Raw genomic sequence first — 2,392 nt, forward strand, 5'->3', positions numbered from 1 at the left:
CGTCGCGACGGAAGGTTTTCAGGCGCGCGCGCATTGCCTCGCCGATCGGCTCGGTGGCGCGGATCTCCGCAACGCTCGGCTGCACCGGATGCGCACCCTTGCGCGCGGCATAGACGCGGATCGAGCCGCCATGGGTCGGGATCTTGGTGACGTGGAACACTTCCAGCCCGTGCATGCCGAGCAGGTGAGCGAGGCTGCCCACCGTGTAGTGCCGCAAATGCTCGTGATAGACGGTGTCGTATTGCAAATCGTCGAGCAGGCCGATCAGATAATGCGATTCAGAGATGAACACGCCGTCGGGCGCCAGCATTTCGACGATGCCCTCGACGATGGCGTGGACGTCCTCGATGTGGGCAAAACAGTTTGCCGCCGTCACCACCCTGGCGGCGCCGTGCTCGGCTTTCACTTGGCTGGCGACCTCTTGGCCGAAATACGCCTGCAAGGTCGGGATGCCGCGCGCGTTGGCGATTTTCGAGACATCGGTCGGCTCGATGCCGAGGATGCGGTGGCCGCCATTCTGGAAATTCGAGATCAGCGTGCCGTCATTGGAGCCGATGTCGACCACCAGATCGTCCTCGGTCAGGCCGAGCATGTTTGACGACTCGGCATAGAGATCGACAAAATTCTCGCGCAGGATCCGCGTCATGCCGGACGTGTAGGGATATTCCGGCGGGAAGATGATGACAGGGTCGACGGCCACGCCGAGCTGCACTAGCTCGCAGCTCGAGCAATACATCAAATTGGTCGGAAACCAGGTCTGCTGCGTCTGCACGGCCCCGATCGGTACCATCTGGTTGACCGGCGGCATGTAGCCCAGCGAGAGCACGGTCTCCAGCGGTTCATGGCCACAAATCTGGCAGCACTCGACAGGAACGCTTCCGCCGCTTCCGGCGCCACGGGCAATCTTGGTTGGGAACACGGCCATCTCTCCTGCGGGCAGCGCCCGAACAATGAATGTAAGTAAGGAAGCTCAGTGTTGGGGCGGCGCGAGGTGTTCGTTGGCCCAGTACCAGTCGACGGTGGGGCCCAGACCCTGCGCCAGCGTAACCTTTGGCTCGTAGCCGAGCCTGGCGAGCTTACCGATGTCCGGGCAGCGGCGTTCGGTGCCGCCGGCAGGGGCGGGCTTCTCGATTAGCTCGATCTCGCGCCCGCCATGGGCGGCGATTCGGGTGGCGAGCTCGGCGATGGTGATCTCCTCGCGCGTGCCGACATGATAGATGCCGAGATGTTCGCCATGGTCGCGCATCACCAGCACGCCGGCGACGAGATCATCGACATGGCAGAAGCTGCGGGTCTGCAGGCCGTTGCCCTGCATCTCGAACGGCAGCGTTCCTGCGGGATGTTGGTCCGCGACATCTTTCACCCGTCGGGCGAATTGCGGCACCACATGTTCCCAACCCATGTCGGGGCCATAGACATTGTGCGGGCGGAAGATCAGCACGCGTTCGAAGAATTTGCGGCCGTAGTTCAGCGCCATCAGCTCGCTGATGATCTTGCCGCCGCCATAGGAATAGCGCGGATTGGTCGGGTCGGGTACCAGCAGCGGCGCGCTCTCGTCGGTCGGGACAACAGGCGGGGTCTGATACACCTCCGAGCTCGACGCCAGGATCAGTCTGCCCACGCCTTCGCTACGGCAGGTATCGATCACATTGATCATGCCCTTGACGCCGACATCCAGCACCAGCTCCGGCGCGCTGTAAAAATATTCAGTGCCATTGACGAAAGCCAGATGGTGCACCTCGTCGACGCCCTTCATGGCCTTGGTGACCGCCTCGGCATCGCGGATGTCGCCCGAGATGAATTCGATGTGGTCCGCGACCTCCGCGAGCCGGCGCGGTGCGCCGCGCGAATTATCATCGAGCACGCGGACCTTGTGGCCCTCGCGGACCAGTGCCTTGACGAGCGCGGAACCGATAAAGCCGCTGCCGCCGGTGACCAAAATATGACTCACGCGCATGGCTCCAGGGGAACAGGGGCGATTTCGACCCAGCCGCGGCGGTCGGCCCGACGGGCCGCATCCAGCAAGGCCTGCACCCGCAGGCCCTCGGGAAAGCCGGGCATCGCGGGTCGCCTGGCCTCGATGGCATCGAGGAATTCGGAAGCGAGACGCGATACCGGCGCGATCCGGCCATCGGCGGGAAACAGGCGGTCGACGGGGTCATCGACCTCGACCCGTTCGAGGGCGCTGGCCGGACGCCGCGCCAGTTTGAGCTCGAACCCCCGCATATAGTCCGGCGTCGGATTGATCAGGGTCATGGTGCCGTCCTCGCCGTAAAATTCGAGCCGGTGCCCGGAGCCGAGCCAGGAGGCGCAGCTCATCGCTAGCTGGCCTGCGGCACCAGACTGAAAGCCCAGGCTGATGGCGGCGTTGGTCTCCATCGCCGGTGCGTCG

Annotated in this window: 3 protein-coding genes; all 3 read right to left on the reverse strand. The window is 64.0% G+C overall.

The window, feature by feature from the left end; translation table 11 throughout:
- A partial coding sequence (locus tag Q0S16_RS08590) for a class I SAM-dependent methyltransferase (protein WP_295847058.1) occupies nucleotides 1-919 on the reverse strand: 919 nt, incomplete at its 3' end.
- 51 nt (nucleotides 920-970) lie between these two features.
- Nucleotides 971-1,951 (reverse strand): SDR family NAD(P)-dependent oxidoreductase, encoded by a 981-nt coding sequence (locus Q0S16_RS08595; protein WP_295847059.1) that lies wholly within the window; start codon nucleotides 1,949-1,951, stop codon nucleotides 971-973.
- On the reverse strand, nucleotides 1,948-2,392 hold a 445-nt coding region (locus Q0S16_RS08600; protein WP_295847063.1), incomplete at its 5' end, for a Gfo/Idh/MocA family oxidoreductase. The genes Q0S16_RS08600 and Q0S16_RS08595, both read right to left, overlap by 4 nt.

Origin of the sequence: Tardiphaga sp., assembly GCF_025356345.1 — a bacterium.
Taxonomy (GTDB): domain Bacteria; phylum Pseudomonadota; class Alphaproteobacteria; order Rhizobiales; family Xanthobacteraceae; genus Tardiphaga.